Annotated in this window: 21 protein-coding genes; 6 read left to right on the top strand and 15 right to left on the bottom strand. The window is 72.8% G+C overall.

Features of this window, described 5'->3' with window-relative positions; translation table 11 throughout:
• The first annotated feature begins 78 nt into the window (after positions 1-78).
• Together BZZ08_RS11140 and BZZ08_RS11145 are read left to right on the top strand one after the other, a co-directional pair.
• Positions 79-738 (top strand): HAD family acid phosphatase, encoded by a 660-nt coding sequence (locus BZZ08_RS11140; protein WP_104632019.1) that lies wholly within the window; start codon positions 79-81, stop codon positions 736-738.
• A gap of 57 nt (positions 739-795) precedes the next feature.
• Positions 796-3,747 (top strand): NACHT domain-containing protein, encoded by a 2,952-nt coding sequence (locus BZZ08_RS11145; protein ID WP_104632020.1) that lies wholly within the window; start codon positions 796-798, stop codon positions 3,745-3,747.
• Positions 3,748-3,823: 76 nt separating this feature from the next.
• On the opposite strand, the gene BZZ08_RS11150 is transcribed toward BZZ08_RS11145, so the two are convergent.
• Entirely contained in the window at positions 3,824-6,352 is a 2,529-nt protein-coding gene (locus BZZ08_RS11150) for an ATP-dependent Clp protease ATP-binding subunit (protein ID WP_104632021.1), read from the bottom strand.
• 441 nt (positions 6,353-6,793) lie between these two features.
• On the opposite strand from BZZ08_RS11150, the gene BZZ08_RS11160 reads away from it, so the two are divergent.
• Complete coding sequence (locus tag BZZ08_RS11160; RefSeq protein WP_104632022.1) at positions 6,794-7,495, top strand: SCO3374 family protein; 702 nt, start codon at positions 6,794-6,796, stop codon at positions 7,493-7,495.
• Here BZZ08_RS11160 and BZZ08_RS11165 read toward each other — a convergent pair whose 3' ends face one another.
• From BZZ08_RS11165 to BZZ08_RS11215, 10 genes are all read right to left on the bottom strand, one after another.
• Positions 7,496-7,831: a histone-like nucleoid-structuring protein Lsr2 gene (locus BZZ08_RS11165; RefSeq protein WP_003975458.1), complete on the bottom strand. Its 336-nt coding sequence runs from the start codon at positions 7,829-7,831 to the stop codon at positions 7,496-7,498. It abuts the gene before it with no gap.
• A 254-nt stretch (positions 7,832-8,085) separates the two neighbouring features.
• Positions 8,086-8,595: an amino-acid N-acetyltransferase gene (locus BZZ08_RS11170; protein ID WP_030404798.1), complete on the bottom strand. Its 510-nt coding sequence runs from the start codon at positions 8,593-8,595 to the stop codon at positions 8,086-8,088.
• Positions 8,596-8,604: 9 nt separating this feature from the next.
• Positions 8,605-8,979, bottom strand: a complete 375-nt coding sequence (locus BZZ08_RS11175) for a BlaI/MecI/CopY family transcriptional regulator (RefSeq protein ID WP_446750250.1) — start codon at positions 8,977-8,979, stop codon at positions 8,605-8,607.
• A 168-nt stretch (positions 8,980-9,147) separates the two neighbouring features.
• A complete protein-coding gene (locus BZZ08_RS11180) occupies positions 9,148-9,327 on the bottom strand; it encodes a hypothetical protein (RefSeq protein ID WP_104632024.1) in 180 nt (59 codons plus the stop codon).
• Positions 9,328-9,350: 23 nt separating this feature from the next.
• Positions 9,351-9,998: a hypothetical protein gene (locus BZZ08_RS11185; protein ID WP_104632025.1), complete on the bottom strand. Its 648-nt coding sequence runs from the start codon at positions 9,996-9,998 to the stop codon at positions 9,351-9,353.
• Positions 9,999-10,264: 266 nt separating this feature from the next.
• Entirely contained in the window at positions 10,265-11,062 is a 798-nt protein-coding gene (locus BZZ08_RS11195; protein ID WP_003975453.1) for a type III pantothenate kinase, read from the bottom strand.
• Between the two features lie 5 nt (positions 11,063-11,067).
• Positions 11,068-12,057, bottom strand: a complete 990-nt coding sequence (gene nadC, locus BZZ08_RS11200) for a carboxylating nicotinate-nucleotide diphosphorylase (protein WP_104632027.1) — start codon at positions 12,055-12,057, stop codon at positions 11,068-11,070.
• Between the two features lie 5 nt (positions 12,058-12,062).
• A complete protein-coding gene (locus tag BZZ08_RS11205) occupies positions 12,063-13,796 on the bottom strand; it encodes an L-aspartate oxidase (protein WP_104632028.1) in 1,734 nt (577 codons plus the stop codon).
• The gene (gene panC, locus BZZ08_RS11210) at positions 13,793-14,803 is read right to left on the bottom strand and encodes a pantoate--beta-alanine ligase (RefSeq protein ID WP_104632029.1); all 1,011 of its coding nucleotides are present in this window, start codon (positions 14,801-14,803) and stop codon (positions 13,793-13,795) included. The genes BZZ08_RS11205 and panC overlap by 4 nt, the downstream gene beginning before the upstream one ends.
• Positions 14,800-15,873, bottom strand: a complete 1,074-nt coding sequence (locus BZZ08_RS11215; protein ID WP_104632030.1) for a Rossmann-like and DUF2520 domain-containing protein — start codon at positions 15,871-15,873, stop codon at positions 14,800-14,802. Before BZZ08_RS11215 ends, panC begins: the two co-directional genes overlap by 4 nt.
• A 201-nt stretch (positions 15,874-16,074) precedes the next feature.
• Here BZZ08_RS11215 and BZZ08_RS11220 point away from each other — a divergent pair, with 201 nt between their 5' ends.
• Complete coding sequence (locus BZZ08_RS11220) at positions 16,075-17,259, top strand: threonine aldolase family protein (protein WP_104632031.1); 1,185 nt, start codon at positions 16,075-16,077, stop codon at positions 17,257-17,259.
• A gap of 18 nt (positions 17,260-17,277) precedes the next feature.
• On the opposite strand, the gene BZZ08_RS11225 is transcribed toward BZZ08_RS11220, so the two are convergent.
• A complete protein-coding gene (locus tag BZZ08_RS11225) occupies positions 17,278-17,493 on the bottom strand; it encodes a hypothetical protein (protein WP_104632032.1) in 216 nt (71 codons plus the stop codon).
• A 167-nt stretch (positions 17,494-17,660) separates the two neighbouring features.
• On the opposite strand from BZZ08_RS11225, the gene BZZ08_RS11230 reads away from it, so the two are divergent.
• Entirely contained in the window at positions 17,661-18,767 is a 1,107-nt protein-coding gene (locus BZZ08_RS11230; protein WP_104632033.1) for a DUF5937 family protein, read from the top strand.
• 201 nt (positions 18,768-18,968) lie between these two features.
• Here BZZ08_RS11230 and BZZ08_RS11235 read toward each other — a convergent pair whose 3' ends face one another.
• Together BZZ08_RS11235 and BZZ08_RS11240 are read right to left on the bottom strand one after the other, a co-directional pair.
• Positions 18,969-19,643 (bottom strand): response regulator, encoded by a 675-nt coding sequence (locus BZZ08_RS11235; protein ID WP_087807986.1) that lies wholly within the window; start codon positions 19,641-19,643, stop codon positions 18,969-18,971.
• 56 nt (positions 19,644-19,699) lie between these two features.
• On the bottom strand, positions 19,700-20,905 hold the full coding sequence (locus BZZ08_RS11240; protein WP_104632034.1) for a sensor histidine kinase: 1,206 nt from the start codon (positions 20,903-20,905) through the stop codon (positions 19,700-19,702).
• A 118-nt stretch (positions 20,906-21,023) separates the two neighbouring features.
• Between BZZ08_RS11240 and BZZ08_RS11245 the strand changes: the two genes are divergently transcribed.
• The gene (locus tag BZZ08_RS11245) at positions 21,024-22,112 is read left to right on the top strand and encodes an SAM-dependent methyltransferase (RefSeq protein WP_104632035.1); all 1,089 of its coding nucleotides are present in this window, start codon (positions 21,024-21,026) and stop codon (positions 22,110-22,112) included.
• On the opposite strand, the gene BZZ08_RS11250 is transcribed toward BZZ08_RS11245, so the two are convergent.
• Positions 22,077-23,228, bottom strand: coding sequence for an NADH-quinone oxidoreductase subunit D (locus tag BZZ08_RS11250; protein WP_104632036.1), 1,152 nt, complete (start codon positions 23,226-23,228; stop codon positions 22,077-22,079). The genes BZZ08_RS11245 and BZZ08_RS11250 overlap by 36 nt on opposite strands.
• Between the last annotated feature and the right edge of the window lie 24 nt (positions 23,229-23,252).

Genomic DNA, 23,252 nt, shown 5'->3' on the forward strand with positions numbered 1-23,252 from the left:
CACTTGCTGGGGCAAGCATGCACGCGACAACTTTGTGCCGTCAGGCATCCGCGCAGGCATGAGAGGACCCCACCCCCCATGACCGACCAGACCGGACAGACCAGACAGACCCGGCGCACCTGGTGGCGTGCCGCGGGCACGGCCGCCGTGGTCGCGGCGGCGCTCACCGCGACGGTCACACCGTCCGTCGCCGCCCCGGCCGAGTCCACCCCGCCCGCGTCGGTGACGGCGGCCGCTGCCGCCGACGCCGACTACGACACCTGGCAGCGGGACTGCCGGGCCGTGATGGACGCGGCGCTGCCGTACCTGAAGGAGCGGATCGCCGACTCCGCCCCCGGCGAGCAGCAGGCCGTCGTCCTCGACATCGACAACACCTCCCTGGAGACCGACTTCGGCTTCAGCTACCCGCAGCCCGCCAACCGGCCGGTCCTGGAGGTCGCCGAGTACGCCCAGGAGCACGGCGTCGCCCTGTTCTTCGTGACCGCCCGCCCCGGCATCGTCGAGGCGCCCACCGAGTGGAACCTCGCCCACGCCGGGTACGCGTCCTCCGGGCTGTACGTCCGCGGCTTCCTGGACCTTTTCAAGGACGTCGCCGTGTACAAGACCGAGCAGCGCGCGAAGATCGAGTCCAAGGGCTACACGATCATCGCGAACATCGGCAACAGCGCCACCGACCTGTCGGGCGGCCACGCCGAGAAGACCTTCAAGCTCCCGGACTACGACGGTCAGCTGTCCTGACGCGGGAGTGCTGACGCCGGATAGGCTCCCGTGGTCGATCGATCACGGGGGTGGCGCATGGAACCGGCGGTACTCGGCGGGAAGTTGGCGTCCAGCCTGGTCGCCCCGCTGGTGAAGAAGCTGTTCGCGACGGGCGGCCCCGGCGCCGGACTGGTCGACCGGCCGGTCCGGCTGACCCGCCTGGTGTCCTTCCGGGGCGAGCAGCGCACCCTGGGCGAGAGGGAGGTGCGGGGGCTCGCCGGGAAGCTGGTGGCGGCGGCCCTGGACTCCCCGGGCGAACCGCCCTTCCCCCCCGGCGAGACCGGCGCCGTCGCCGACGCCCTGGCGGCGCGGCTCCTCGCCCTGGGCGACCTGGACATGGACGACGTGCAGGCGGTGCGCCTCGGGCACGGTGAGCTGGCCGCCCGGCTGCGCCGGCAGGCCGCCGGGTCCGGCGACGGGCTCTCCACCGACGCCCGCCACTTCCTCGACTCGGCGACCGAGTGGGCCTGCCTGCACATCCTGGAGTTCTTCACCCGGCGCTCGACGTTCGTGGCGCGGACGCTGGTGGAGCAGACCCGGGGCCAGGCCGAGCTGATCGCGAAGGTCGACGAGCTGATCGCCCGCGTCCCCCGCCCGGACGCCCGCGACACGGCGTTCGAACGCCGCTACCTGCCGTACGTCGCCGAGCAGCACAACCGCATCACCATCTACGGCATCGACCTGCGCGACTCGCCGGACCGGTGGCCGCTGGAGGTCGCGTATCTGAGCCTGGAGGCCACCGCGGAGGGCGAACGGACCGCGCTCCCGGGTGAGCCGGCCGAACCGGAAAGCACCGTCCGTCTCCCCGCCGAGACCGCGCTGACCGCCCACGACCGGGTACTGCTGCGCGGCGACGCGGGCTCCGGAAAGACGACGCTGGTGCAGTGGCTGGCGGTGACCGCCGCGCGGGACGGCGACCGGATCCCGTACGTCCTGCCGCTGCGCACGCTGATCCGTGCGGGCACACTGCCCTCCCCCGCCGCCTTCCTGACCGCCGTCGGCTGCCCGCTCACCCCTCCGGAGGGCTGGGCGGAACGGGTGCTGGGCGCCGGCCGGGGCCTGGTCCTCGTCGACGGCCTGGACGAGATCCCGGCCGCCGAACGGCACCGTACCCGCGACTGGCTCCTCGCCCTGGCCCGCGCCTTCCCCGGCAACCGCTGGCTGCTCACCTCCCGCCCCACCGCCGTACGCGCCGACTGGCTGACCGCCGAGGGCTTCCGGGAGCTGTCTCTCACCCCGATGCGGGAGCCCGAGGTCGCGACCTTCGTACGGCGCTGGCACGCGGCCGCGGAGGCACCCGAGTTCGAGACGGGGCTGCTGGACTCCCTGCGCACCAAGCGCGACCTGGCCCGGCTCGCCACCAACCCCCTGATGTGCGGCCTGATCTGCGCCCTGCACCGGGAGCGCCGCGGCTACCTCCCCACCGGCCGCAAGGAGTTGTACGACGCCGCCCTCACGATGCTGCTGGCCCGCCGGGACCGGGAGCGGGGCATGGAGGCGGTGGAGCTGAGCGAGGAGGCCCAGCTGGAGCTGCTCCAGCGGCTGGCGTACGCGCTGGTGCTGAGCGGGCGCACGGAGATGGCGGTGGAGACCGCCGAGGGCATCGTGGAGCGGGCGCTGCCGTCGGTGGCCTCGGCGGCGGGGCAGGGCGACGCGGCGACGGTGCTGCGGGCGCTGGTCCTGCGCAGCGGGCTGCTGCGGCGGCCCGGCGAGGGCACCCTGGACTTCGTCCACCGCACCTTCCAGGACTACCTGGGCGCACGGTACGCGGTCGAGGAGGGACACCTCGACGTCCTCGCGGGCCGTGCGGGCGACACCCAGTGGGAGGACGTCATCCGCATGGCGGTGGCCCACGCCCGGCCCGGCGAGCGGGCGGTGCTGCTACGCCGCCTGCTGGCGGAGGACACCCCGCGTCTGACACTGCTGGCCCTGGCCTGCCTGGAGCACGCGACCGCCCTGGACCCCGCGGTGCGGGCGGAGGTGGAGACGCGGGCGGGGGCGTTGATCCCGCCGGGATCGCTGGAGGACGCGAGGGCACTGACACAGGCAGGGGCCCTGGTCCTCGAACTGCTGCCGGGTCCACAAGGGCTCACGCACGCGCAGGCCCACAGGGTGACCGTCGCGGCCTCGCTGCTGGCCGAGAGCGAACCGAGCGGAGCCCTGGCGGTACTGCGCCGGTTCCGGGAGCATCCCTCACTCACGGTGCGCCGGCAGTTGGTGGGCACGTGGGAAAGGTTCGAGACGCGGCGATACGCCAGGGAAGTACTGGATCACCTGGACCGAGCGGGGCTGTTCCTGACCTGCCAGAATCCGGCGCAGCGGAGCGCGGTCGCCGTGATGCGGCCGTGGAACCAGCTCCGGCTCGACGGCCCGCACGCGATGACCGACATCCTGGCGTGCGTGCCGGAGCCGGGCACGCTCCAGGAACTCCTCGTGGCCTACAACCCGGAACTGACCGACCTGGCCCCCCTGCTGGGCTTCGGCTCCCTGCGGCGCCTCACCCTGCGCGAGTGCCCGTCGGCACGAGGCCTGGGGCGGCTCTCCGCGCTGCGGCTCGAAAGCCTCACGGTCTACGGCAGCACCGATCTCGGAGGGCTGAACGAACTGGACTCACTCCGAAAGCTGGTCATCCGGCAGCAGCTGCCGGGCGCCCGCCTGACCGACTCGCTCCCGACGGGCGCGCCCTTGCGTCACCTCCACCTCGGCCGGGAAGCCACCAAGGTCACCGGGCTTCGGGGCCTGTCCCACTGGGGCACGCTCGAACACCTCGGCCTTTCCAGCCAACGGGCCACCGCTTCCGACTGGGCGGAAATCTCCCGGTTGCCACGGCTGACCTCACTACAGCTCCACTCGGGGTTCCTCGATCACGGCCAGGACGCGCTGCCCGTGTTCCCCGGCGTACGCGGCGTCCAGATTCTCGAGTCCCGCCCCGTCGACGCCGCCGGACTCGCCGCCCTCTTCCCGCACGCCGAGATCGAGCTGATCTGAGGACGCGACATCGGAAAGGGGCCGACCCGAGACCGAAGTCCCGGGCCGGCCCCTTTCCAGGCTCACCCCCGGAGGGCTACGCCTCCTTGCTCAGGTTCGGACCCGCGCCGCCCCCGGCCGCCTGCTCGATCGGCGGGACGTCGGGGAGGGCCGACTTCTCCTCACCCCGGAAGGTGAAGGTCTTGGCGTCGCCCTCGCCCTCGGTGTCCACGACCACGATGTGACCGGGACGCAGCTCGCCGAAGAGGATCTTCTCCGACAGCGTGTCCTCGACCTCGCGCTGGATCGTGCGGCGCAGCGGACGCGCGCCCAGCACCGGGTCGTAGCCCTTCTTGGACAGCAGCTCCTTCGCGGACTGGGAGAGCTCGATGCCCATGTCCCGGTCCTTGAGGCGCTCGTCCACCTTCTGGATCATCAGGTCGACGATCCGCAGGATGTCGTCCTGGCTGAGCTGCGGGAAGACGACCACGTCGTCGACACGGTTGAGGAACTCGGGCCGGAAGTGCTGCTTGAGCTCGTCCTGGACCTTGTTCTTCATGCGCTCGTAGTTGGACTTCGTGTCACCCGCGGCGGCGAAGCCGAGGTTGAAGCCCTTGGAGATGTCCCGGGTGCCGAGGTTGGTCGTCATGATGATGACCGTGTTCTTGAAGTCCACGACCCGGCCCTGGGAGTCGGTCAGGCGACCGTCCTCCAGGATCTGCAGCAGCGAGTTGAAGATGTCCGGGTGGGCCTTCTCGACCTCGTCGAAGAGGACGACCGAGAACGGCTTGCGGCGGACCTTCTCGGTCAGCTGGCCGCCCTCCTCGTAGCCCACGTAACCGGGGGGCGAACCGAAGAGACGCGAGACCGTGTGCTTCTCGCTGAACTCCGACATGTCGAGGGAGATCAGCGCGTCCTCGTCACCGAAGAGGAACTCCGCCAGGGCCTTGGACAGCTCGGTCTTACCGACACCGGACGGGCCGGCGAAGATGAACGAGCCACCGGGACGCTTCGGGTCCTTCAGACCGGCACGGGTACGGCGGATCGCCTTGGACAGCGCCTTGACGGCGTCGATCTGGCCGATGACCCGCTTGTGGAGCTCGTCCTCCATGCGCAGCAGGCGGGACGACTCCTCCTCCGTGAGCTTGAAGACCGGGATGCCCGTCGCCGTGGCGAGGACCTCGGCGATCAGCTCGCCGTCGACCTCGGCGACGACGTCCATGTCGCCGGCCTTCCACTCCTTCTCCCGCTTGGCCTTGGCGGCCAGCAGCTGCTTCTCCTTGTCGCGCAGGGAAGCGGCCTTCTCGAAGTCCTGCGAGTCGATCGCGGACTCCTTGTCGCGGCGGACACCGGCGATCTTCTCGTCGAACTCGCGCAGGTCCGGCGGCGCGGTCATCCGGCGGATGCGCATCCGGGAACCGGCCTCGTCGATCAGGTCGATCGCCTTGTCCGGCAGGAAGCGGTCCGAGATGTAGCGGTCGGCGAGCGTCGCCGCCTGGACCAGGGCCTCGTCCGTGATGGAGACGCGGTGGTGGGCCTCGTAGCGGTCGCGCAGACCCTTGAGGATCTCGATCGTGTGCGGCAGCGACGGCTCCGCGACCTGGATCGGCTGGAAGCGGCGCTCGAGGGCCGCGTCCTTCTCCAGGTGCTTGCGGTACTCGTCCAGCGTGGTCGCACCGATGGTCTGCAGCTCACCGCGGGCCAGCATCGGCTTGAGGATGCTCGCGGCGTCGATGGCGCCCTCGGCGGCACCCGCACCGACCAGCGTGTGCAGCTCGTCGATGAACAGGATGATGTCGCCGCGGGTGCGGATCTCCTTGAGCACCTTCTTCAGGCGCTCCTCGAAGTCACCGCGGTAGCGGGAGCCGGCGACCAGGGCGCCGAGGTCCAGGGTGTAGAGGTGCTTGTCCTTGAGGGTCTCGGGCACCTCGCCCTTGACGATGGCCTGCGCGAGGCCCTCGACGACGGCGGTCTTGCCGACGCCGGGCTCACCGATCAGCACCGGGTTGTTCTTCGTACGGCGGGACAGCACCTGCATGACCCGCTCGATCTCCTTCTCGCGCCCGATGACCGGGTCGAGCTTGGACTCACGAGCGGCCTGGGTGAGGTTCCGGCCGAACTGGTCGAGGACCAGGGACGTGGAGGGGGTGCCCTCCGCAGGACCGCCGGCGGTGGCGGTCTCCTTGCCCTGGTAACCGGAGAGCAGCTGGATGACCTGCTGCCGCACCCGGTTCAGATCTGCGCCCAGCTTGACCAGGACCTGGGCGGCGACGCCCTCGCCCTCACGGATCAGGCCGAGCAGGATGTGCTCCGTGCCGATGTAGTTGTGGCCCAGCTGGAGGGCCTCGCGGAGCGACAGCTCCAGAACCTTCTTGGCACGGGGGGTGAAGGGGATGTGGCCGGACGGGGCCTGCTGGCCCTGGCCGATGATCTCCTCCACCTGCTGGCGGACCGCCTCGAGCGAAATCCCGAGGCTCTCAAGGGCCTTGGCGGCGACACCCTCACCCTCGTGGATCAGGCCCAGGAGGATGTGCTCGGTGCCGATGTAGTTGTGGTTGAGCATCCGGGCTTCTTCCTGAGCCAGGACGACAACCCGCCGCGCGCGGTCGGTGAACCTCTCGAACATCGTTAATCGCTCCTCAGAGCGGTCAGGCAGTAAGGGGAACTTCCCCTCCCTGTCCTTCCGCAGCTTAGTCCCGCAAGCGGGGACCGCTCATTCCAACTGCCGACACCGTCGATGGCCTCCTGACCCCTGACGCCGACATCTGCCACAACCCGATGGTGCGAGACGATGTTCCCGCAGGCCAGGCACTTACCCCACTCGCCAGTACGCCGATGGCGAACGCGAGACGGCCCGATCTGCATGTCGCCCCCTCCCACTAGGGATGTCTTACCCGCTGGGACGGACACTCCATGCCGCGCACACCGGTTCCCTCCGCTACGGGCGAACAACCTTGCGCCTCCCCGCACCCCCGCACGCCCCCTCTTGCCGCCCTCATCCAGCACTCTGTGCATTCGGATTGCCACCCAGCGTAACCCGATGGCTCTTCGGACGGTTGCACTTGGCATGGTTGGCGCCTCGCACCCGGTCCCCGTCGCTCCCGCGTCCCCCGTCGTGCCGTCGCCCCGCCGGCCCACCGAGAGCGGCGGCTCGGCACAGGAGCGGGTGCGGTGCTGGTACGAGAGCGCGCTCGGGTGGCCGACGGCGCCCGGGGAGCCGGTGCGGCTGCGCACGGGCGTCCGCTTCGACGTCCTCGACGTGCCGGCCGGCGCGGGGTACGCGACGCTGGAGCGGCTGGACCGGCCGGTGTGCGCCGACCGGACCGGACAGGCGGGTGCGGGCTCGCCGGTGCCGGGGTTCCCGGTGGCCGTCCGGGGCGGGCGGATGCTGCTGCTCGTGGCGGCGGGTGCCGCGGAGGAGCTGCCCGGGCTGCTGGAGTGGCTGGAGTGGGGTTCACTGGCGCTCGACCTGACGGCGGTCGGAGCGGGCGGCCTCGTGGACGCGCCCCAGGTCCCGGAATCCGGCCCGGCCGGGCTGCCGCCGCGTCCCCCGGAGCGCGACGGCCTGCGCGGGGCCGCCGTATGGCTGCGACCCCCGGAGCCGGGACGCGAGGTGGAGTCCTCGCTGCCGGCGCTGTCGGTCCCCGGACGTACCGGGACCGCCCTCGATCTCGCCCGGCTGGTCCACACACTGGCCACGCAGTGCCACCGCGTCCGGCTCACCGCGAGCGGCCCGCCGCGGACGCGGCCCGTGGCACGGGTCGGGTGATCAGCCGTTGGCCTGCTCGTACGCCTCGCGGACCTTCGCGGGGACACGGCCGCGGTCGTTGACGTCCCAGCCGTTCTCCTTCGCCCAGGCGCGGATCGCCGCGGTGTCCTGGCTGCCGCCGGAAGCGGCGCGCGCCTTGCCGCGACCGCCCGAGGCACGGCCACCGGTACGGCGGCCACCCTTCAGGTACGGGTCGAGGAGACCGCGGAGCTTGTCCGCGTTGGCGGTGGTGAGGTCGATCTCGTAGGTCTTGCCGTCCAGTGCGAACGTCACGGTCTCGTCTGCCTCGCCGCCGTCGAGGTCATCGACAAGAAGGACCTGAACCTTCTGTGCCACCGGATTTCCTTTCATCGATAACTTGAGGGCCGGGAGTCCGCCGGCGTCCGCCGTATCGCCGCCCCTTGTTATATGCAGTACTGCAGTACGCCGGAAAGCAAACCGCTTTTGCCGGAAAAACACAAACCCCCGGCGGAGACCGGTAGCCCGACTCCGGGCCGGAAACATGCGCGTTTCGGACATAGGGAACCCGTGAAGGGCAGGTCGGTGGAATAAACCTCGAAGGACCGTGGACGCCTGGCGCTGCCCGGCGATCACAGATGCAGAAGCATCCGGCTGTTGCCCAAGGTGTTCGGTTTCACTCGTTCGAGCCCCAGGAACTCCGCAACACCCTCGTCATAGGAACGCAGCAGCTCCGCGTACACATCGGTGTCGACCGGTGTCTCCCCGATCTCCACGAAGCCGTGCTTGCCGAAGAAGTCCACTTCGAAGGTCAGACAGAAAACGCGGCGAACACCGAGCCAGCGCGCCGTGTCCAGCAACTTCTCCAGCAGCTTGTGGCCGACGCCCGCGCCCTTCAGACCGGGCTTCACGGCGAGAGTGCGCACTTCCGCGAGGTCTTCCCACATCACGTGCAGCGCGCCGCAGCCGACCACCTCGGCGTTGTCGTCCCGTTCCGCGACCCAGAACTCCTGGATGCTCTCGTAAAGCGTCACCATCGCTTTGTCGAGCAGGATGCGGTCACGGACGTACGCGTCGAGGAGCCGGCGTACGTCGGGGACATCGCTGGTGCGGGCCCGCCGGACGCTGATGGCATTTGGCATGGGGGGACGCTATCGCTCGCCGCCGTCCGGTACCGCGCCGGGTCCCGGCGCGGGGGTTTCCGGTCCCTGCACGATGCGGATGGCGTCGGCGAGTGCCTGGCGCTGTTCCTCGCTCATCATGCCGAAGAAGGCGACGAGGGCCGCGGCCGGGTTGTCGCTCTGGGACCAGGCGTCGTTCATGAGGGCGGCGGCGTAGGCGGCGCGAGTGGAGACCGCCTCATATCGATAGGCCCGGCCTTCGGACTCGCGGCGCACCCAGCCCTTCTGATGGAGATTGTCCAAAACGGTCATCACGGTGGTGTAGGCGATGGACCGTTCCTGTTGGAGGTCTTCCAGGACTTCTCGAACGGTCAAGGGGCGGTTCCACTTCCACACCCTCGTCATGACCGCGTCTTCGAGTTCTCCCAATGGGCGAGGCACGCTTCGAACGATAGTGGGAGATCGGGGCGATCGCGTGCCGACGTGCGCTTCCGCCGGAAAACGGGCACGAAAGGGGCGTACGGCTCCTGGGTGGGAGCCGTACGGGGGGCGGGCCGTCGGGGTGTGCGCCGGTCAGGCCTTGGGCTGCGGGGACGCCTGCCGGGTGCCCTCCGCCCGCGCGAGGGCGGCATCGACGACCGCGTCCTCCTTGGCCTTGTTGGCGCCGCCCTGGGTCTTCACGATCACCCGGATCACGCCGATGAAGAAGACGGCCATCACGGCCGGGGGCAGGAGCGCGGAGACGTAGTCCATGGGACCAGGGTAGCCAGGCGCCGTCAGCCGGCCGCGAGGTGGTGCCGGGAGCCAGGGGCGGGGGGCGTCGGCGGGGCGGGCTTGCGGCGGGGGAAGACCTCGCCGGGGGTGGGGACGGGGCGCTTTGGGGTGGCCGGGGCGGGCTGCGGGGAGGCCGGCTTCGGGGCGGGCTTCTGCGCGGGGTCCTGGTCCGGCTGCCGGCCGCCGGGGAGGGCGTGGAGGCGGGTGCGCGCGGCGGGGAGCGTGACTGTGGCCGTCGTGGCCGTCGTGGCCGTCGTGGACGTCCTCGTGGCCGCGGTGGGCGTCTCGGGGCTGCAGCGGGCCAGGAGGGCGGCCGCGGCGGGGTTGCCGCGCAGGGCGCCCAGGGCGGCGAGGTCGTCCGCGCCGGGGCGGTGACCGGCGCCCAGCGCCTCGTCCAGGAGCGTGAGGTAGCCGGTGGCGGTGCCGGGGAGGGCGGCGCGGTACCGGGCCAGGTCGGCCACCAGGAAGGCGCGCAGTCTGGCCCCCTCCCGCAGCGCCTCGTCGAGCGACTCTGCGAGTTGGAGGCAGTCCAGGACCTCCTGGTCCGAGGCCGGGCTGGGGTTCAGGGCGAGGGCGAGGGCTCGCCGGAGCACGCGCAGCTCCTGAGCACCGAACGCCATGCCGCCGCGGGGTCCGTAGGGCGTGGGCATGCGGCGACGATACGCGCTAATCAGACAAACCCCGCATAGGGGGCATAGGTGTGGCGTGCGCGCCCACCCGGATGCGGGTGCCTGCGGCGCCTGTGCGGGTTTGGTGGGGGTCCGTGCAGCGCCTCGGGTTGGTGCGGCTGCGGGCAGTCGTGCCTCCCCCAGTGCCTGAACGGCCTGGGAGGTCCCCCAGGCGGCACGGGTGGGCGCGGCGGCACCCCGCTACGTCGGGCCGCGCTCCCCCGACCCCGCACCCACCCCGGGCGCACCTACATGCGGGACACGTTCCGCTCGTACACCAGCCGCAGCCCCATCAGCGTCAGCCACGGCTCGTGCTCGTCGATGACCGAGGACTCGCCCAGCACCATCGGCGCCAGGCCGCCCGTCGCGATGACCGTCACGTCGTCCGGGTCGTCGGCCAGCTCGCGGGCCATGCGGTTGACGACGCCGTCGACCTGGCCGGCGAAGCCGTACACGATGCCGGACTGCATCGCCTCGACCGTGTTCTTGCCGATCACGCTCCGCGGCCGGGCCACCTCGATCTTGCGGAGCTGGGCGCCCTTGACGCCGAGCGCCTCGACCGAGATCTCGATGCCGGGGGCGATGACGCCGCCGATGTACTCCCCGCGCGCGCTGACCGCGTCGAACGTCGTCGCCGTGCCGAAGTCCACGACGATCGCCGGGCCGCCGTACAGCTCGACCGCGGCGACCGCGTTGATGATGCGGTCGGCGCCGACCTCCTTGGGGTGGTCGGTGAGGATCGGGACGCCGGTCTTGACGCCCGGTTCGACCAGGACCGCGGGGACGTCGCCGTAGTAGCGGCGGGTGACCTCGCGCAGTTCGTGCAGGACGGAGGGGACCGTCGCGCAGATGGCGATGCCGTCGATGCCGTCGCCCAGTTCGTCGCCGAGCAGCGGGTGCATGCCCATCAGGCCCTGGAGGAGGACCGCCAGCTCGTCGGCCGTGCGGCGCGAGTCCGTGGAGATGCGCCAGTGCTCGACGATGTCCTCGCCGTCGAAGAGGCCGAGGACGGTGTGCGTGTTGCCTACGTCGATCGTCAGCAGCATGGGGTCTACTCCGCCGCTCGCAGGTCCAGGCCGATGTCCAGGATCGGGGAGCTGTGGGTGAGGGCGCCCACGGCCAGGTAGTCGACGCCGGTGGCCGCGTAGGCCTTGGCGTTGGTGAGGGTCAGGCGGCCCGAGGCCTCCAGCGCGGCTCGGCCGGCGACCAGGGCGACCGCCTCCTCGCACTCGTCCGGGGTGAAGTTGTCCAGGAGGATCAGGTCGGCGCCCGCGTCCAGGACCTCGCGGAGCTGGTGCAGGGTGTCGACCTCGACCTCGATGGGCACGTCGGGGAAGCTCTCGCGCACGGCGTTGAAGGCCTCGGCGACGCCGCCCGCGGCGACCACGTGGTTGTCCTTGACGAGGGCCGCGTCCGAGAGGGACATGCGGTGGTTGACGCCGCCGCCGCAGCGGACCGCGAACTTCTCCAGGCCGCGCAGCCCGGGGGTGGTCTTGCGGGTGTCGCGGACCCTGGTCTTCGTGCCGTCCAGGGCGTCCGCCCACGCGCGCGTGGCCGACGCGATGCCCGACATGCGGCACAGGAGGTTCAGCGCGCTGCGTTCGGCGGTCAGGAGGTCGCGGGTGCGGGTGGTGACGGACAGGAGCTTCTGGCCCTCCTCCACGCGGTCGCCGTCCTCGACGTGGCGCTCCACCTCGAACTCGTCCGTGCAGACGATCGACAGCACCGCCTCGGCGACCCTGAGACCGGCCACGACGCCCGCCTCGCGCGCGGTGAAGTCGGCGGTCGCCACGGCGTCCTCGGGGATGGTCGCGACGGTCGTCACGTCCACGCCGCCCGCCAGGTCCTCCTGGATGGCGACGTTCGCGATGTCCTCGACCTCGACCGGGTCGAGTCCGGAGTCCAGCAGGAGCGCCGCGAGGGCCGGGTCGAGGCCGCACTCCATGTAGGTGTCTTCTTCGGTGTCCGCACCGCAGGCGCAGCCGTCGCCGCAGCCTCCGCCGGAGGCGAGGGGGAGTTCGGAGGGGTCGGAGGGGTTCACTGCTGTCACTGCTCCTGGGGACGGTGCGTCGGCTGGGCGCCGTGGACGGTAGGGGGGAATTCTGGCGTGTCCGTGGTGTGCACGGCGAGGGTGCGGTCCGGGTTCAGCCGTACGACGATGTGGCGGCGCCACGTCGTGTCGTCGCGGTCCGCGTGGTCCTCGCGCCAGTGGCAGCCGCGGGTCTCCTCGCGCCGAGCCGCCGCGGCCACCAGGACCCGGGCCACGCACAGGAGGTTGGTGGCCTCCCAGGTGTCGACGCCCGGCTCGGACGTCTTGCCGTTCTCGTGCAGGGCCTCGCGGGCCTCGGTGTGCAGGCCGTGCAGCAGGTCGGCCGCGCGCGTGAGGGAACCGGCCGAGCGCAGGATGCCGGCGCCCTCCGTCATGATCCGCTGGATGGTGAGGCGGGCCTCGGGCGGGAGGAGGGGGTGTTCCGGGTGGTACGGGTGCGGGAGGGGGGCGGGTACGCGCGCGTGGAGGGTGCCGTCGGAGTGGCCGGCCGCTACGTCGGCGGCGATGCGTTCGGCGTAGACGAGACCTTCCAGGAGGGAGTTGGAGGCCAGGCGGTTGGCGCCGTGCACCCCGGTGCAGGCGACCTCGCCGCACGCGTACAGGCCGGGGACCGTCGTACGGCCGTGGTCGTCGGTACGGACGCCGCCCGAGGCGTGGTGGGCGGCCGGCGCGACGGGGATCGGCTCGGTGACCGGGTCGATGCCGTGGGCACGGCAGGCGGCGAGGATCGTCGGGAAGCGGCGCTCCCACATGTCGGCGCCGAAGTGGCGCGCGTCCAGGTACACGTGCTCGGTGCCCTGCTCCTGCATGCGGCGCGTGATGCCCTTGGCGACGACGTCGCGGGGGGCGAGTTCGGCGAGTTCGTGCTGTCCCAGCATGAAGCGCACGCCGTCCGCGTCCACCAGGTGGGCGCCCTCGCCGCGCACCGCCTCGGAGACCAGGGGCTGCTGGCCCTCGGCGTCCGGGCCCAGGAAGAGGACCGTGGGGTGGAACTGCACGAACTCGAGGTCGCTGACCTCGGCGCCCGCGCGCAGGGCGAGGGCCACGCCGTCGCCCGTGGAGACGGCGGGGTTCGTGGTCGCCGAGAAGACCTGGCCCATGCCGCCGGTGGCGAGGACGACCGCGGGGGCGTGGACCGCCCCGACGCCGTCGTGCTGGCCCTCGCCCATGACGTGCAGGGTGACGCCGGCGGTGCGGCCGTCGGTGTCCGTGAGGAGGTCGAGGACGAGGGCGTTCTCGATCGTGCGCAGCCCGCGCGCGCGTACCGCCTCCACCAGGGCGCGGGAGATCTCGGCGCCGGTGGCGTCGCCGCCCGCGTGGGCGATGCGGCGGCGGTGGTGGCCGCCCTCGCGGGTGAGCGCCAGGCCGCCCTCGGTGGACTCGTCGAAGTGCGCACCGGTCTCGATGAGCCGGCGTACGGCGTCGGGGCCCTCGGTGACCAGGATGCGGACCGCTTCCGCGTCGCACAGACCGGCGCCGGCGACCAGGGTGTCGTCCAGGTGCTGCTCGGGGGTGTCGCCCTCGCCGAGGGCCGCGGCGACGCCGCCCTGCGCCCAGCGGGTGGAGCCGTCGTCCAGGCGGGCCTTGGTGACGACGACGGTCCGCAGACCGGCGGCCTCGCAGCGCAGGGCCGCGGTGAGGCCCGCGACGCCGGAGCCGACGACCACCACGTCGGCGGCGATGGCCCAGCCGGGCGCGGGGGCGTGCAGTCGTATGCCTGTGCTGGTCACGAGGCGGCTCCGAGGGATCCGAAGGTGAGGTGGACGTTGTCGATCAGGCGGGTCGCGCCGACCCGGGCGGCGACGGCGAGAACGGCCTCGCCGGTGTGGTCGTCGCCGATCTCGGTGAAGTCGGCGGGGTCGACCAGGGCGAGGTAGTCCAGCTCCAGGGGCGGGGTGGCGCGGGCGGCGTCGTCCAGCACCAGGCGGGCGGCGTCCCGGACGGCCGTGGCGCTGCCGGGCGCGGACGTGGCGACGGCGTGCGCGTCGGCCGCCGCGCGGGACTCGCCCAGGGCGCCCAGCGCCTCGGCGCGTGCCCGGGTGGCGGGTACTTCGCGGGCCCGCGCGCGGAGCGCCTCCTGGGCGGCGTGCCGGTCCTGGCCGGCGAAGAGCGCCTGCGAGAGGGCGAGGGCGGTACGGCGTTCCGCCGTCGAGAGGTAGCGGTTGCGGCTGGACAGGGCCAGGCCGTCCTCCTCGCGCACGGTGGGGACGCCGACGATCTCCACGCCGAAGTTCAGGTCGCGGACCATGCGGCGGATCAGCGCGAGCTGCTGCGCGTCCTTCCGGCCGTACAGGGCGAGGTCGGGGCGGGTGAGGTGGAGCAGCTTGGCGACGACGGTGAGCATGCCGTCGAAGTGGCCGGGGCGGGAGGCACCCTCCAGGCGTTCTCCCATGGGTCCTGCGGTGATGCGCACCTGGGGCTCACCGCCCGGGTAGACCTCGTCGACCGCGGGGGCGAAGACGGCGTCGGCGCCCGCCCGCCCGGCGATCGCCAGGTCGGCGTCCAGGGTGCGCGGGTAGCGGTCGAGGTCCTCGCCGGCGCCGAACTGGAGGGGGTTCACGAAGACCGTGACGACGACCTCGCCGTCGGGGCCCGCGAGGTCGCGCGCCGTGCGGATCAGGGTGGCGTGGCCCTCGTGCAGGGCGCCCATGGTCATCACGACGGCCCGGCGGCCGTGCCGTACGCGCGCGTGCAGCTCGTCGGCGGTGCGGAGCAGGTCGGGCGGGGTGGTGGTCATCGGGCGCCTCCGTCGGTGCCTTCGGGGCCCTCGGGGCCGGGGGGTCCGTCGGGGCCGTCGAGGCCGGGGGTTTCGTCGGGGCCGGGCTTTCCGTCCGGGCCCTGCCCGGAGGTGGCTCCGGTGCCGTCGGCGCCGCTGGTGGCTCCCGTGGCTCCCGTGGCTCCCGTGGCTCCGTCGGCGAGTACCCCGAGCAGGTCCTCGGCGAGTTCGGCCTTCAGCAGCCCGTGGTCCAGGGCGCGGTCGGCGGTCGCGCGGGCCATCGCCAGGTAGCCGGCGACGGCCTGGGGGGCGTGTGCGCGCAGCTCCACGATGTGCGCGGCGACCGTGCCCGCGTCCCCGCGCGCGACGGGGCCGGTGAGGGCCGCGTCGCCGGAGCGCAGGGCGTTGTCGAGGGAGGCGCCGAGCAGCGGGCCGAGCATCCGGTCGGGGGCCGCCACGCCGGCCGTGCGCAGCAGCTCCATGGACTGGGCGACCAGGGTGATCAGGTGGTTGGAGCCCAGGGCCAGCGCCGCGTGGTAGAGCGGGCGCCGGTCCTCGGCGATCCACTCCGGCTCGCCGCCCATCTCGATGACCAGGGCCTCGGCGGCCAGCCGCAGCTCCTCGGGCGCGGTGACGCCGAAGGAGCAGCCGGCCAGGCGCTGGACGTCCACCGGGGTGCCGGTGAAGGTCATCGCCGGGTGCAGGGCCAGCGGCAGGGCGCCGGCGCGCAGCGCGGGGTCCAGGACCCTCGCGCCGTACCGCCCGGAGGTATGCACCAGCAGCTGGCCCGGACGGACCGCTCCGGTCTCGGCGAGCCCGGTCACCAGGCCGGGCAGGGCGTCGTCGGGGACGGTCAGCAGGACCAGTTCGGCGCGCTGGAGGACCTCCGCGGGCGTCGTGAGCGGCACGTCGGGGAGGAGGGCGGCGGCACGCCTCCTGGAGGCGTCGGAGACTCCGGAGACGGCCACCGGGCGGTGCCCGGCGAGCTGGAGGGACGCGGCCAGCGCGGGGCCCACCCGTCCGGCGCCGACGACGCCTACGGTGAGCCGCGCGGGGCGGTCCTTGGGGTCTGGCTGTGGGGTTGTGTTCACGCGACGACGGCCTTCCCGTTCCAGTCCGCTCGGGGTACCGGACGATTTCTCGTCATGTTAACGCGATCGGTCCGGACGACGTCCGTTTGTCCACAGGCTGTGGGTTTCCGTGCGGTGCCGGGGCGCACACCGCGGCCGCGGGTCGGAGCCGGTGGAGAAACCCGGGTGTCCGGCGGGCGGTCCGCGCGACATGATCCCGGCATGAGCGACACGGCAGAGCAAGACGAACAGGCGGAACCGGCGGAGCCGGAGGCGCTGAGGAACAACCGCGGCCGGGAGCGGCGCGTGGCCGCCCTGCGCGGTGCACGGCGCGTACTCGCCCGCCCGGGCTTCATCACGACCCTGCGCGAGCGCCTCGCCCTGCTGGACGGGGCCGACGGGCTGTACGACCTCGACGAGCCGTCCGACCTCTACGGCAACGGCGTCGTGGCGGCCCTGGAGGAGCGGACCGCCGCCCTCCTCGGCACCGAGGCCGCCGCCTTCTTCCCGACCGGGACCATGGCCCAGCAGGTGGCCCTGCGCTGCTGGGCGGGCCGCACCGGCAACCCGGTCGTCGCCCTGCACGGGCTCGGCCATCCCGAGGTGCACGAGCGCGACGCCTTCAGCCGGGTCGGCGGACTGCGTCCGGTACGGCTGACCGCCGCGCCGCGGCAGCCGACCGCCGACGAGGTGCGCGACTTCGAGGAACCGTTCGGGGCGCTGATGCTGGAACTGCCGCTCAGGGAGGCCGGGTACCTGCTGCCCACCTGGGAGGAGCTCACCGAGGTCGTCGAGGCCGCCCGGGAGCGCGACGCGGTGGTGCACTTCGACGGGGCCCGCCTGTGGGAGTGCACCGTCCACTTCGGCCGCCCCCTGACCGAGATCGCGGGCCTGGCGGACAGCGTGTACGTCTCGTTCTACAAGTCCCTCAAGGGCTACGGCGGCGCCGCCCTGGCCGGCCCCCGGACGCTGGTCGAGGAGGCGAGGGCCTGGCGGCACCGGTACGGCGGCCAGGTGTTCCAGCAGTTCCCCACGGTGCTGTCCGCCCTGGCCGGCCTGGAGCGCGAGCTTCCCCGGCTGCCCGCGTACGTGGCCCACGCGCGCGTGGTGGCGGCCGCGCTGCGCGAGGGACTGGCGGCGACCGGGCTGCCGTGGGCGCGGGTGCACCCGGAGGTGCCGCACACGCACGAGTTCCAGGTCTGGCTGCCCTGCGACCCCGAGGTGGCCGGTGAGACCGCGCTGCGGCAGGCCGAGGAGACCGGGACGATGCTGTTCTCCCAGTCCTGGAACGCGGCCGGTCCCGGGATCGCCCTCACCGAGGTCTCGGTGGGCGAGTCGGGCCTGGAGTGGACGGCCGACGACGTGCGGGCCGCCGTCGCCGACTTCGCCGCCCGGCTGACGGCCTGACGCGGGAGGCCCGGCCGGTCAGCCCAGGGCGCGCGGCCACAGGGACCACCACCGGCGCAGGGCCCGCCGTACCCGGCCCCGCGCGGGGCGGCCGGCGAGCACGGCCCGGAACCGGCGGCGGTCGTGCCACTCGCGTACGACCCGCCGGTCGTGGGTGCCGGGCGCGGGCGGCGCGGGCTCGCCGAGCTGCCGGGCCCGGTAGGTGTCGAGGAGGTACTGCTGCGTGATGCTCATGGCGGATCGCCTTCGTCGTGGGACGCGAACGTCGGGAACGTGAGGGAGGGGGCTCCGCGGCCGCCCCGATGACCCAGACTGCTCCGGTCCGCGCGCGCGGTCGCGCCGATTGACGGCGGCGGTCAATCGGCGGCCGCGTTGTCGGTGGCGGCGTGCACCATGGGGGCATGAGCGTGCGCATCGACATCACGGGGCTGCGGCCGGAGAGGGTCGCCGTCGTGCCCTCACCGCTGGCCGAGCTGGGCATGGCGTTGCACGCGCTGTCCGAGCCGGGGCACCACCCGGGGTTGCAGGGCTGGGCGACCGGCGTGACGGCGCGGCTCGACTCGCATCTGGCCGACCGGATGTGCGAGGCCGACTTCCTGTGGCGGACGACCTTCTCGGACCTGTTCATGCCGTTCGCCGGGGTGCCGGGCCGCAGCACCCTGCCCGGCGCCACCCTCGCCGAGGACCTGGACCTGCTCGACAAGCTGTCCGACGAGCAGTTCGTCGACGCGGCCCTGGAGTTCACCTGCGCGCTGCCGTACAGCACCGGTGGGGTCTCGGCGCTGGACGACCCGGAGGTGCGCCGGCGCGCGCTGGACCTGGCCGCCGCGCGGGGACCGCAGCAGTTGCGTTTCAGCGAGCGGCTGCTGGCCGATCCGCCGCGGATCCGGGACTGGCTGCGGCAGTTCGCGCGGGACTGCGACGAGGCGTTCTTCGCGGAGGCCTGGTCCCGGCTGCGCCACCAGCTCGCGGCGGACGCCCGTCACAAGACGGACCTGCTGCGCCACAAGGGCCTCGCCGAGGCGCTGGCCGCCGTGTCCCCGGCGGTGACGCTGGACGAGGGCGCCGCCCGGATCATCGTCGACAAGCTGGGCGACGGCCGTTCGGCGACGGCGGACGGCGGTCTGCTGCTGGTCCCGACCAGCCTGGGCTGGCCGCACCTGATGGTCCTGCACCGGCACGACTGGCAGCCGGTGCTGCACTACCCGGTGGGCTCCCCCGAGCTGGCCTCACCGCCCTCGGTCGAGCAGCTCACCCTGCGGATGACCGCGCTGTCCCACCCGGTGCGGATGCGGATCTGCCGGCACCTGGCCCGCAGCGCGTACACCACGAGCGAGCTGGCTCAGGCGCACGGCATGACGGCCCCGGAGATATCCCGGCACCTGGGCGTGCTGAAGAAGGCCGGACTGATCACCACCCGGCGCCGCGGCCGGTACGTCCTGCACCAGCTGGACGTCACGGTGGTGGCCCGCCTGGGCAGCGACTTCCTGGAGGGGATCCTGCGCTAGGTGCGGCGATGCCCGGCCCCGCGACTCCGGCGAGGCCCGGACGACACCCCTGGCCCTCCCCCGCCGTCGCGGGCCGGCCGGTCAGTCGAGCCGGATGCGCCGGATGCCGACCTCCACCTGCCGATCCCGCCCGCGAAGAGGCCGTTGATCCACAGGAGCACGAGCAGACCCTACCGGCGCGGAGCCCCGCGCACGGGCCCGTCAGCCCTGTCCGCCGCCGGCCCGCACCAGCCCGGTCTCGTAGGCGAGGACGACCACCTGCACGCGGTCGCGCAGGCCCAGCTTGGTCAGGATGCGGCCCACGTGCGTCTTGACGGTCGCCTCCGACAGCACGAGCCGCGCCGCGATCTCGCCGTTGGACATGCCCTGCGCCACCAGCACCATCACCTCGCGCTCCCGTTCGGTGAGCCGCTGCAACTCCTTCTGCCGGGGCTCCTGTCCGGTGGCCGGCAGCATCGGCGCGAACCGGTCCAGGAGCCGCCGGGTGGTGGAGGGCGCGACCACCGCGTCGCCGCTGTGCACGGAGCGGATCGCGGCGAGCAGCTCGCCGGGCGGCACGTCCTTGAGCATGAAGCCGGAGGCGCCCGCCTTCAGCGCCGAGAACGCGTACTCGTCGAGGTCGAAGGTGGTCAGGATCAGCACCTTCGGCGCGTCCGGGTCCACGCAGATCCGGCTGGTGGTCTCCACGCCGTCGAGCTTGGGCATGCGGACGTCCATCAGGACGACGTCCACGGCGGTCGAGCGCAGCACCTGGAGCGCCTCGACGCCGTCGCCCGCCTCCGCGACGACCTCCATGTCCGGCTGGGCCGCCAGCACCATCCGGAACCCGGTGCGCAGCAGCACCTGGTCGTCGACGAGCATCACGCGGATCGCCATCGGGGCCTCATCTTCCTTACAGGTGTCAACGTCGTACGTGCGTGGGGGCGCGGTGGTCAGGGCGAGGGTTTCAACGGCAGCAGCGCACTGACGCGGAATCCTCCGCCCGGACGCGGGCCCGCGTCCAGGGTTCCGCCGACCATGCCGATCCGCTCGCGCATGCCGATCAGGCCGTGGCCCTGGCCGTCGAAGCCGCCCTCCTCGTACAACTCGTGCGGGGCGCCCTTGCCGTCGTCCTCGACGAGCAGGCCGAGCCCGTCGTCGAAGTAGACCAGACGCACGCTCGCGCCCGCGTTCTCGCCGCCGTGCTTGCGCGTGTTGGTCAGCGCCTCCTGCACGATGCGGTACGCGGTCAGCTCCACTCCGCTGGGCAGCTGCCGGGGGGTGCCCTCGACCTTGAAGTCGACCGGCAGCCCCGAGACGCGGCACTGCTCGACGAGGTCCTCGATCTGCTCGACGTCGGGCTGCGGAACGTACTCCCCGGCCTCCTTGTGCTCGCCGGTGCGCAGCACGCCGAGCAGGCGGCGCATCTCCGCGAGCGCCTGCCGGCCGGTGGAGGAGATCGTCTCCAGGGCCTTCTTCGCCTGGTCGGGCGCCGCGTCCAGGACGTAGGCGGCGCCGTCGGCCTGCACCACCATGACGGAGACGTTGTGCGCGACGACGTCGTGCAGCTCGCGTGCGATCCGGGCGCGCTCGGCGGCGACCGCGACCTTGGCCTGCGCCTCGCGCTCCTTCTCCAGCCGGGTCGCGCGCTCCTCCAGCTGCGCGAAGTACGCGCGCCGGGTGCGGATGGAGTCGCCGAGCACCCAGGCGAGGGCGAAGGGAACCGCCTGGAAGACGGTCACGGCGATGGTGGTGCCCATGCCCAGCTCGCTGTCGGACCAGCGCAGCTGGGCCAGGGGCGCCGCGCACAGACCGGTGGCCAGCGCGGTCCGGGAGGCCCAGCGGGCGCCGGTCGCGGCCACGGTGTAGATGATCACCAGGAAGGCGAAGTCGGCGGGCATCGTCGAGACGTCGAAGACCAACTGCCCCACGCCGAGGGCGACGGCGAGCAGCAGCATCCTCTCCGGCGCCCGCTGGCGCAGCGCGATCACGAGACTGAGCAGCACCATGAAGGGGACGATCAGCGCCACGTTGTCCGTCCCGTCCGCCCGCGTCCCCGGGGTCGCCGAGGACACCAGGGAGATTCCGAGCACGACGAGGGCCCAGAAGGAGTCGACACCGGTCGGGTGCCTGCGGAGGAAGTCGTAGAGGCGCTGCACGTAACCCAGCGTAGGGAAGTGGAATAGGTGCAGGGGTCAACCGGAGGGCCGATCCGCATCGTCCGCGCATACTCCCCAAGGTGGAGGCTCCGCTCTCCTGTGCCCCTAGCCTGGCTCTGTGACACCAGGGACGGCAGGGTTCAGAGGGTCTCCAGGGACGCATGAGGAATGGCGGGGCTGGCGGGAGGCCACGCACGAGGCCCTCTACGGACCGGAGGGCTTCTACCGCGCGGGGCCCGAGGGCCCGGCCGGGCACTTCCGGACGTCCGTGCACGCGTCGCCGCTGTTCGCGGGGGCCGTGGCGCGGCTGCTGTGCCGGGTCGACGCGGCGCTGGGCCGGCCCGCGGTGCTGGACTTCGTGGACCTGGCGGCCGGACGGGGCGAGCTGGTCACCGGGGTGCTGGCGGCCCTGCCCGCCGAGGTGGCCGCCCGCACGCGCGCGTACGCCGTCGAGGTCGCCGCCCGCCCCGAGGGCCTCGACCCCCGCATCCGGTGGCTCCGCGAGCCGCCGCACGGCCTCACCGGGCTGCTGTTCGCCAACGAGTGGCTGGACAACGTGCCGGTGGAGGTGGCGGAGGTGGACGCCGCGGGCGTGGCGCGCCGGGTGCTCGTACGGGGCGACGGGGCGCAGCGGCTCGGGGAGCCGGTGGCCGGGGCGGAGGCCGAGTGGCTGGCCCGGTGGTGGCCGCTGACCGGCGAGGAGGGGCTGCGGGCGGAGATCGGGCTTCCCCGCGACGCGGCCTGGGCGTCGGCCGTGGCGGCGCTGGACGCCGGGCTCGCGGTGGCCGCCGACTACGCGCACACCGCGGCCGCCCGCCCCCCGTTCGGGACGCTCACGGGCTTCCGGCAGGGGCGGGAGACGGAGCCGGTGCCCGACGGGTCGTGCGACATCACCGCACACGTGGCCCTGGACGCGTGCGCGGCCGCCCACACCGCGAGGTGCACTCCGGGGCACGCGCCCCCGGATGCGCTCATGCGCCCCCAGCGCGAGGCCCTGCACGCCCTCGGTGTCACCGGCGTACGTCCCCCGCTCGCGCTGGCCTCCACCGACCCGGCGGCTTATGTGCGCGCCCTCGCGAGCGCCTCCCAGGCCGCCGAACTGACCGCTGCGGGCGGCCTGGGCGACTTCTGGTGGCTGCTCCAGCCGGTGGGCGCCCTCGACGCCGCCGCGCTACTTGTCGATGTCGCCGACCACGAAGAACAGTGACCCCAGGATCGCCACCATGTCCGCGACCAGCGTCCCGGGCAGCAGGTCCGCCAGCGCCTGGATGTTGTTGTACGACGCCGAGCGCAGCTTCAGCCGGTACGGGGTCTTCTCGCCCTTGCTGACCAGGTAGTAGCCGTTGATGCCGAGCGGGTTCTCGGTCCAGGCGTACGTGTGGCCCTCGGGCGCCTTCAGCACCTTCGGGAGCCGCTGGTTCACCGGCCCCGGCGCCAGCCCGGCGAGGCGGTCCAGGCAGGCGTCGGCGAGGTCGAGGGCGTTGTGCGTCTGCTCCAGGAGGCACTCGAAGCGGGCCAGGCAGTCGCCCTCGGTACGGGTGACGACCTTGAGGGTGTCCTGGAGTTCGCCGTAGGCGAGGTAGGGCTCGTCGCGGCGCAGGTCGAAGTCGACGCCGGAGGCGCGCGCGATCGGCCCGCTGACGCCGTAGGCGTGCACGGCCCCGGCGCTCAGGGCGCCCACTCCGCGCGTACGCCCCCGGAAGATCTCGTTGCCGAGCACCAGGTCGTCGAAGACGTCCATCCGCGAGCGCACGGCGGCGACGGCGGCACGCGCGCGCGTGGTCCAGCCCGCCGGGAGGTCCTCCTTGAGACCGCCGACGCGGTTGAACATGTAGTGCATGCGCCCGCCGGAGACCTCCTCCATCACGTTCTGGAGGACCTCCCGCTCCCGGAAGGCGTAGAAGACCGGGGTGATGCCGCCCAGCTCCAGCGGGTACGACCCGAGGAACATCAGGTGGTTGAGCACCCGGTTCAGCTCGGCGAGCAGCGTCCGCGTCCACACCGCGCGCGTGGGGACCTCCATGCCGAGCATCCGCTCGACGGCGAGGACGACGCCCAGCTCGTTGGAGAAGGCCGACAGCCAGTCGTGGCGGTTGGCGAGCATGATGATCTGACGGTAGTCACGGGCCTCGAACAGCTTCTCCGCGCCGCGGTGCATGTAGCCGATCACCGGCTCCACGCTCGTGATGCGCTCGCCGTCCAGAACCAGCTTGAGCCGCAGCACGCCGTGGGTGGACGGGTGCTGGGGCCCGATGTTGAGCACCATGTCGGTGCTCTCCGCGGCACCGCCGATTCCGACCGTGGTCTCCGTCGTAGGAGTCATGAACACAGTCTCCCCTACGTACGC

The sequence above is a fragment of the Streptomyces sp. MH60 genome, from assembly GCF_002939385.1.
In the GTDB taxonomy this organism is placed as follows: domain Bacteria; phylum Actinomycetota; class Actinomycetes; order Streptomycetales; family Streptomycetaceae; genus Streptomyces.

Bases quoted from the DNA above. Each gene is read 5' to 3' on its own strand.
- BZZ08_RS11160 (WP_104632022.1), top strand. From the start codon at position 6,794: ATGGTTGGCGCCTCGCACCCGGTCCCCGTCGCTCCCGCGTCCCCCGTC.
- BZZ08_RS11170 (WP_030404798.1), bottom strand. From the start codon at position 8,595: ATGCCAAATGCCATCAGCGTCCGGCGGGCCCGCACCAGCGATGTCCCC.
- BZZ08_RS11175 (WP_446750250.1), bottom strand. From the start codon at position 8,979: ATGACGAGGGTGTGGAAGTGGAACCGCCCCTTGACCGTTCGAGAAGTC.
- BZZ08_RS11225 (WP_104632032.1), bottom strand. From the start codon at position 17,493: ATGAGCATCACGCAGCAGTACCTCCTCGACACCTACCGGGCCCGGCAG.
- BZZ08_RS11230 (WP_104632033.1), top strand. From the start codon at position 17,661: ATGAGCGTGCGCATCGACATCACGGGGCTGCGGCCGGAGAGGGTCGCC.
- BZZ08_RS11180 (WP_104632024.1), bottom strand. From the start codon at position 9,327: ATGGACTACGTCTCCGCGCTCCTGCCCCCGGCCGTGATGGCCGTCTTC.
- BZZ08_RS11150 (WP_104632021.1), bottom strand. From the start codon at position 6,352: ATGTTCGAGAGGTTCACCGACCGCGCGCGGCGGGTTGTCGTCCTGGCT.
- BZZ08_RS11185 (WP_104632025.1), bottom strand. From the start codon at position 9,998: ATGCCCACGCCCTACGGACCCCGCGGCGGCATGGCGTTCGGTGCTCAG.
- BZZ08_RS11250 (WP_104632036.1), bottom strand. From the start codon at position 23,228: ATGACTCCTACGACGGAGACCACGGTCGGAATCGGCGGTGCCGCGGAG.
- BZZ08_RS11220 (WP_104632031.1), top strand. From the start codon at position 16,075: ATGAGCGACACGGCAGAGCAAGACGAACAGGCGGAACCGGCGGAGCCG.
- panC (WP_104632029.1), bottom strand. From the start codon at position 14,803: ATGACCACCACCCCGCCCGACCTGCTCCGCACCGCCGACGAGCTGCAC.
- BZZ08_RS11145 (WP_104632020.1), top strand. From the start codon at position 796: ATGGAACCGGCGGTACTCGGCGGGAAGTTGGCGTCCAGCCTGGTCGCC.
- BZZ08_RS11140 (WP_104632019.1), top strand. From the start codon at position 79: ATGACCGACCAGACCGGACAGACCAGACAGACCCGGCGCACCTGGTGG.
- BZZ08_RS11195 (WP_003975453.1), bottom strand. From the start codon at position 11,062: ATGCTGCTGACGATCGACGTAGGCAACACGCACACCGTCCTCGGCCTC.
- BZZ08_RS11235 (WP_087807986.1), bottom strand. From the start codon at position 19,643: ATGGCGATCCGCGTGATGCTCGTCGACGACCAGGTGCTGCTGCGCACC.